The 6,020-nt window shown below is 69.4% G+C and carries 6 protein-coding genes; 4 read left to right on the top strand and 2 right to left on the bottom strand.

The genetic code is table 11. The features are described 5' to 3' along the window. Positions 1 to 378, bottom strand: a 378-nt coding sequence (locus tag HA630_RS06815) for an enoyl-CoA hydratase/isomerase family protein (protein ID WP_166833559.1), incomplete at its 3' end; no start/stop codon positions are given. 59 nt (positions 379 to 437) lie between these two features. Beyond that, the gene (locus HA630_RS06810) at positions 438 to 1,049 is read right to left on the bottom strand and encodes a TetR/AcrR family transcriptional regulator (protein WP_166833557.1); all 612 of its coding nucleotides are present in this window, start codon (positions 1,047 to 1,049) and stop codon (positions 438 to 440) included. A gap of 229 nt (positions 1,050 to 1,278) precedes the next feature. Between HA630_RS06810 and HA630_RS06805 the strand changes: the two genes are divergently transcribed. The 4 genes from HA630_RS06805 to HA630_RS06790 all read left to right on the top strand — a co-directional run. Then, positions 1,279 to 2,079: a crotonase/enoyl-CoA hydratase family protein gene (locus tag HA630_RS06805; protein ID WP_166833555.1), complete on the top strand. Its 801-nt coding sequence runs from the start codon at positions 1,279 to 1,281 to the stop codon at positions 2,077 to 2,079. A gap of 27 nt (positions 2,080 to 2,106) precedes the next feature. Further along, positions 2,107 to 3,990 (top strand): feruloyl-CoA synthase, encoded by a 1,884-nt coding sequence (locus HA630_RS06800; protein ID WP_166833553.1) that lies wholly within the window; start codon positions 2,107 to 2,109, stop codon positions 3,988 to 3,990. Between the two features lie 26 nt (positions 3,991 to 4,016). Then, complete coding sequence (locus HA630_RS06795; protein ID WP_166833551.1) at positions 4,017 to 5,267, top strand: thiolase family protein; 1,251 nt, start codon at positions 4,017 to 4,019, stop codon at positions 5,265 to 5,267. 19 nt (positions 5,268 to 5,286) lie between these two features. Beyond that, a partial coding sequence (locus tag HA630_RS06790) for an SDR family NAD(P)-dependent oxidoreductase (RefSeq protein WP_166833549.1) occupies positions 5,287 to 6,020 on the top strand: 734 nt, incomplete at its 3' end.

Genomic DNA, 6,020 nt, shown 5'->3' with positions numbered 1-6,020 from the left:
GGCCAGGTCGGTGGCGCCGCCGTACACGCTGCCGCTCAGCGCGCACACCGTCAGCGCCCGCACCCGGGCCAGGGCGTCGGGCACCTGCTCGAACGCCAGGGGCGCGTGGCCGCTGTCGTTGAATTCCCCGATGTGGTAGCCCGCACTGAACACCCGCGCGTGGGGCCAGGTGCGTGCGGTCAGCACCAGCACCCGCACCTGCGGGTCGTCGTTGAGCGCCTCGAACTGCTGCAACAGGGTGCGCAGGTCTTCGTCGTGCAGCCGGTTGCGGTGCGCCGGGCGGTTCAGGGTGAGGGTGGCCACGCCGTCGGCCACGGTCAGGATCGGGGGTGAGGCGTCGGGCCAGGGCTGGTGGGTGGGCCAGGTAGGCAGGGTCATGGGACGGTGGGTGGACAACAAAAACGAAGGGCCGCCGGGGCGGGCCCCGGCGTGCCGGCTCAGAACGGCAGGCTCGGCTGGGTCAGCAGCCGTTCGATGAAGGTGCGGCGGCGCTGCTTGTCCTCGTCGCTGCCCTGGGCGCGAAACAGCGACTCGGACTGCATGTAGCTGTACATCACAAAGGCGCGGTTCTGGGCCGCCAGCGGATCGAAGCCCAGACGCGCAAAGCAGTCGCCGATGTAGCGCAGGCGCATGGCGTCCACCTCGTCCACCACGGCGCGGGCGATGTCGTCGCGGCGCGCCCAGGCGCGGATCGCCAGTTCGATGGCGCCGCCGCGCTGTGCCCGGGCACCGTGAAAAGGCAGCGCCGCCAGTTCGTGGATGACGGTCTGCGCCGTCACCCCCTGGCGGTTGTGGGCGGCGATGACCTGCTCGGTCTGGGTCTGCTTCCAGGCCTGCAGCAGCCGCTGCAGCAGGTCGGCGCGGTCCACAAAGTGCCAGTAAAAGCTGCCGCGGGTCACCTGCAGGGTCTTGGCCAGCACGTCCACCCGCACGCCTTCCACGCTTTTGTCCACCAGCACGTCGGCGGCCACGCGCAGCCAGTCCTGCGGCGTCAGGGACGGCCGCGCGCCGGGGCGGGCGGCGTGGGGGGGTGGGGATGCAGCGGTCATGGCATCGGGATGATAGCGGCGCCAGCCGGCCCGGGGCTGACATGGGGGCGGGCCCTCAGGTTTACCCCAATGGCGCGGCGCCAGAAACCGGACAAAAATTCACCATACAGTTGTGAATGGTAACGAATCCCGGCCAATCATCAGGGTAAACCCTAGGAACCAAACCGAGACAAGTTCCAGTCATTTAGTTATTATTCATAATCATATTCACCCCATCCCACGAGACACCATGAGCAGCTCCCACCCCACCGCCACCCCCGCCCGCGACGCCGTCCAGCTCACCATGCACGGTGACGTGGCGGTGGTGCGCCTGTGCCGCCCGGCCAAGCGCAACGCCCTGAGCGACGGCCTGATCCTGGCCATCCGCGACACCTTCCAGAACCTGCCGGCCAACGCGCGGGCCGCGGTCATCCACGGCGAAGGCGACCACTTTTGCGCCGGCCTGGACCTGTCGGAACTGCAGGAACGCGACGCCGGCGAAGGCATCTTCCACTCGCGCATGTGGCACCAGGCGCTGGACTGCGTGGAAAAGGGCAACGTGCCGGTGGTGGCCGCCCTGCACGGCGCGGTCGTGGGCGGCGGCCTGGAACTGGCCAGCGCCTGCCACATCCGCGTGGCCGACGAGTCCACCTTCTTCGCCCTGCCCGAAGGCACCCGCGGCATCTTCGTGGGCGGCGGCGGTTCGGTGCGCATCCCCAAGCTGATCGGCGCGGCCCGCATGACCGACATGATGCTGACCGGCCGCGTCTACAACGCCGCCGACGGCGAGCGCGTGGGCCTGTCGCAGTACCTGGTGCCCGCCGGCACCGCGCTGGACAAGGCGCTGGAACTGGCCACCCGCATCGCCACCAACGCGCCGCTGACCAACTTCGCCCTGATGCACGCCCTGCCCCGCATCGCGGAACAGCCGGGCGACCACGGCTTCTTCACCGAAGCCCTGATTTCCTCCATCGCCCAGGCCGCACCCGAGGCCAAGGCGCGCGTGCGCGCCTTCCTGGAAGGCAAGGCCGCCAAGGTTCAAAAAGGCTGAGCCGGCACCGCGCAGAGGCAGACACACATGAACGACACCCCCGCCACCTTCCGGCCGCTGACCTTCGGCGTGACCCGCGTGACGCTGCGCGACGGCCCCACCGGCACCCACTACCTGGAAGCCGACCAGCCGCTGCAGCCCTACCCCGAGCGCCTGACCGACCGCCTGCGCCAGTGGGCCGAGGCCGCGCCCGACCGCACCTGGCTGGCCCAGCGCCAGCGCGTCACCGGCGCCGACGGCCAGACCGCCCTGGGCGACTGGCAGCACGTCAGCTACGCCCAGGCCTGGGCCACGGCGCGCGCCATCGCACAGGGCCTTATCGACCGCGGCCTGAACGCCGAGCGGCCGGTGGTGATCCTGAGCGAAAACAGCCTGGAACACGGCCTGCTGGCCCTGGGCTGCCTGGTGGCGGGCGTGCCCTACGTGCCCACCTCGCCGGCGTATTCGCTGGTCAGCACCGACTACGACAAGCTCAAGCACGTGCTGCGCACCGTCACGCCGGGCCTGGTGTTCGCGCAAGACGCACGCTACGCCAAGGCGATTGCCGGCGCCGTGGCGCCCGACCTCGACGTGGTGCTGGCCAGTGGCCACCTGGACGGCCGCGCCACCACCGCCTTCGACGCGCTGGCCCGCGCGCCGGTGACGCCGGCGGTGGACGCCGCCATGGCCGCCACCGGCCCCGACACCATCACCAAATTCCTGTTCACCAGCGGCTCCACCAAGCTGCCCAAGGCGGTCATCAACACCAACCGCATGTGGTGCGCCAACCAGCAGCAGATGACGCAGTCGATGCCGGTGCTGCAGGAAGACCCGCTGGTGCTGGTGGACTGGCTGCCCTGGAACCACACCTTCGGCGGCAACCACAACTTCGGCATGGTGCTCTACCACGGCGGCACCATGTACATCGACGACGGCAAGCCCACCCCGGCGCTGATCGGCGAAACCCTGCGCAACCTGCGCGAGGTGGCGCCCACCGTGTACTTCAACGTCCCCACCGGCTTCGAGGCCATCGCCAACGCGATGAAGGCCCCGACCGACGACGGCCGCACCCTGCGCAAGACCTTTCTGTCGCGCGTCAAGATGTTCTTCTACGCCGGCGCCGCCCTGGCCCAGCCGGTGTGGGACAGCCTGTACGAGAGCGAGGAGGCCGAGATCGGCGAGCGCATCGTCATGACCTCGGGCCTGGGCATGACCGAATCCGGCCCCTTCGGCCTGTTCGTGACCAGCCCCAACGTGCGGGCCGGCGACCTGGGCGTGCCCACCCCCGGCATGGCCGTGAAGCTGGTGGACATGCAGGGCAAGACCGAGGTGCGCTACAAAGGCCCCAACATCACCCCCGGCTACTGGCGCGCGCCGGCCGAAACCACCGAGGCCTTTGACGAAGAAGGCTACTTCTGCTCGGGCGACGCGGTGAAGTGGATCGACGAGACCGACATCCACCTGGGCCTGAAGTTTGATGGCCGCATCGCCGAAGACTTCAAGCTGGCCACCGGCACCTTCGTCAGCGTGGGCCCGCTGCGCGGGAAGATCATCGCCGCCGGCGCGCCCTACATCCAGGACGCGGTCATCACCGGCCTGAACATGAAGGAAGTGGGCGCCATGGTGTTCCCCACGCCCAAGGTGCGCGAGCTGTGCGACCTGCCGCCCAGCGCCTCGCTGCACGACGTGCTGGACCACCCGGCCGTGCTGGCGCACTTCCAGACTGTGGTGAACGAACTGGCCAAAACCGCCACCGGCAGCGCCAACCGCATCGCCCGCCTGTGCCTGCTGGCCGACCCGCCCACCATCGACCGTGGCGAGATCACCGACAAAGGCTCGATCAACCAGCGCGCCGTGCTGGGCCACCGCGCCGACACCGTGGCCAAGCTGCACGCCGACGCCTTGCACTACATCCTCAAGCCGCAGGCCTGAGCCCCCATTTTTCACAAGGAACGACCATGGCCCACAAGGGATTTTTCAACGCCTTCAACGACGTGTGGATGCTGGACGGCGTGCGCACCCCGATGGTGGACTACTGCGGCGCGCTCGGCCACATTTCGCCCACCGACCTGGGCATCAAGGCCGCCCGCGAGGCGCTGGCCCGCAACGGCGTCAACCCGGCCGACATCGGCTCGGTCATCACCGGCAACATGGCGCCCGGCGACTTCGACCAGTTCTTCCTGCCGCGCCACATCGGCCTGTACGCCGGCGTGCCGCAAGACGTGCCGGCCATCATGGCGCAGCGCATCTGCGGCACCGGCTTTGAGCTGTTCCGCCAGGCCGGCGAGCAGATCGAGGCCGGCGCCTGCGACGCCGCGCTGGTGGTGGGCACCGAGAGCATGACGCGCAACCCCATCGCCGCCTTCAACCACCGCACCGGCTTCAAGCTGGGCGCGCCGGTGGGCTTCAAGGACTACATGTGGGAGGCCCTGAAAGACCCGGCCGCTGGCATCAACATGATCCAGACCGCCGAGAACCTGGCCAAGAAGTACGGCATCAGCCGCGAGGACGTGGACCAGTTCGCCAGCGACTCCTTCGCCAAGGCCGTGGCCGCGCAGGAAGCCGGTTTCTTCGACGGCGAAATCGTGCCGGTCGTCACCGAGAAATTCGAGGTCGAAGGCCTGAAGCCGCGCGGCATCAAGCTGCAAGGCAAGGTCACCAGCGTGGACCGCGACACCCACCCGCGCCTGTCGCCGGTGGAGGTGCTCGCCAAGCTCAAACCGGTGTACGAGGGCGGCGTGCAGACCGGCGGCAACAGTTCGGCGCTGGTGGACGCGGCGGCGGCGTGCATCGTCACCTCCGGCGCCTACGCCAAAGCGAATGGCAAAACGCCCGCCGCCCGCGTGGTGGCCGCCGCTGCGGTGGGCGTGCCGCCCGAAATCATGGGCATCGGCCCGGCGCCGGCCATCCGCCTGCTGCTGGAACGCACCGGCCTGCAACTGTCCGACATTGGCCGCTTCGAGATCAACGAAGCCCAGGGTGCACAGACGCTCGCCGTGGGCCGCGAACTGGGCCTGGACCTGGCCAAGCTCAACGTCAACGGCGGCGCCATCGCGCTGGGCCACCCGCTGGCCTGCACCGGCGTGCGCCTGACCCTCACCCTGGCGCGCGAACTGCGCCGCAGCGGCCTGCGCTACGGCATCTCCAGCGCCTGCGTGGGCGGCGGCCAGGGCATTGCGCTGCTGATCGAGAACCCGGACGCGGCCTGATTTTTTAAGGACAGACACCATGGACATTCAAGGCAAAGCAGCCCTCGTCACCGGCGGCGGCTCCGGTTTGGGCGAGGCCACCGCCCGCGAACTCGCCCGCCTGGGCGCGAAAGTGGCGGTGCTGGACGTGAACCTGGACAACGCCCAGCGCGTGGCAGCCGACATCGGCGCTGAATTTGGTAACGGCTGCGCCGTGGCGGTGCAATGCGACGTCACCAGCCCCGACAGCGTGCAGGCCGCCCTCGAAGCGGCCGCCGCGGCCCACGGCCCGGCGCGCATCCTCATGCAAATCGCCGGCATCGGCACCGCCAAGCGCGTGGTCGGCAAGGACGGCACCGCCGCCCCGCTGGAAGACTTCGCCAAGGTCATCCACGTCAACCTGATCGGCACCTACAACGTGGCCCGGCTGTTCGCCGCCGCCTGCGCCAAGCTGGACCCGATGGAGGACGGCGAACGCGGCGCCATGGTGTTCACCGCCTCGGTCGCCGCCTACGACGGCCAGGTGGGCCAGCAGGCTTACAGTGCCTCCAAAGCCGGCGTGGTGGGCATGACCCTGCCCATGGCGCGCGACCTGGCGCAGCACGGCATCCGCGTCTGCACCATCGCCCCCGGCCTGTTCGCCACCCCGCTCATGAAAACCCTGCCCGAGCCGGTGCAACAGTCGCTGGCGGCCAGCATCCCCTTCCCCTCGCGCCTGGGCAAGCCCAGCGAGTTCGCCGAACTGGCCTGCCACATCGTCAGCAACGGCCACCT

It is taken from the genome of Aquabacterium sp. A08, assembly GCF_011742065.1.
This window is presented reverse-complemented; position numbering and strand designations above follow the sequence as displayed.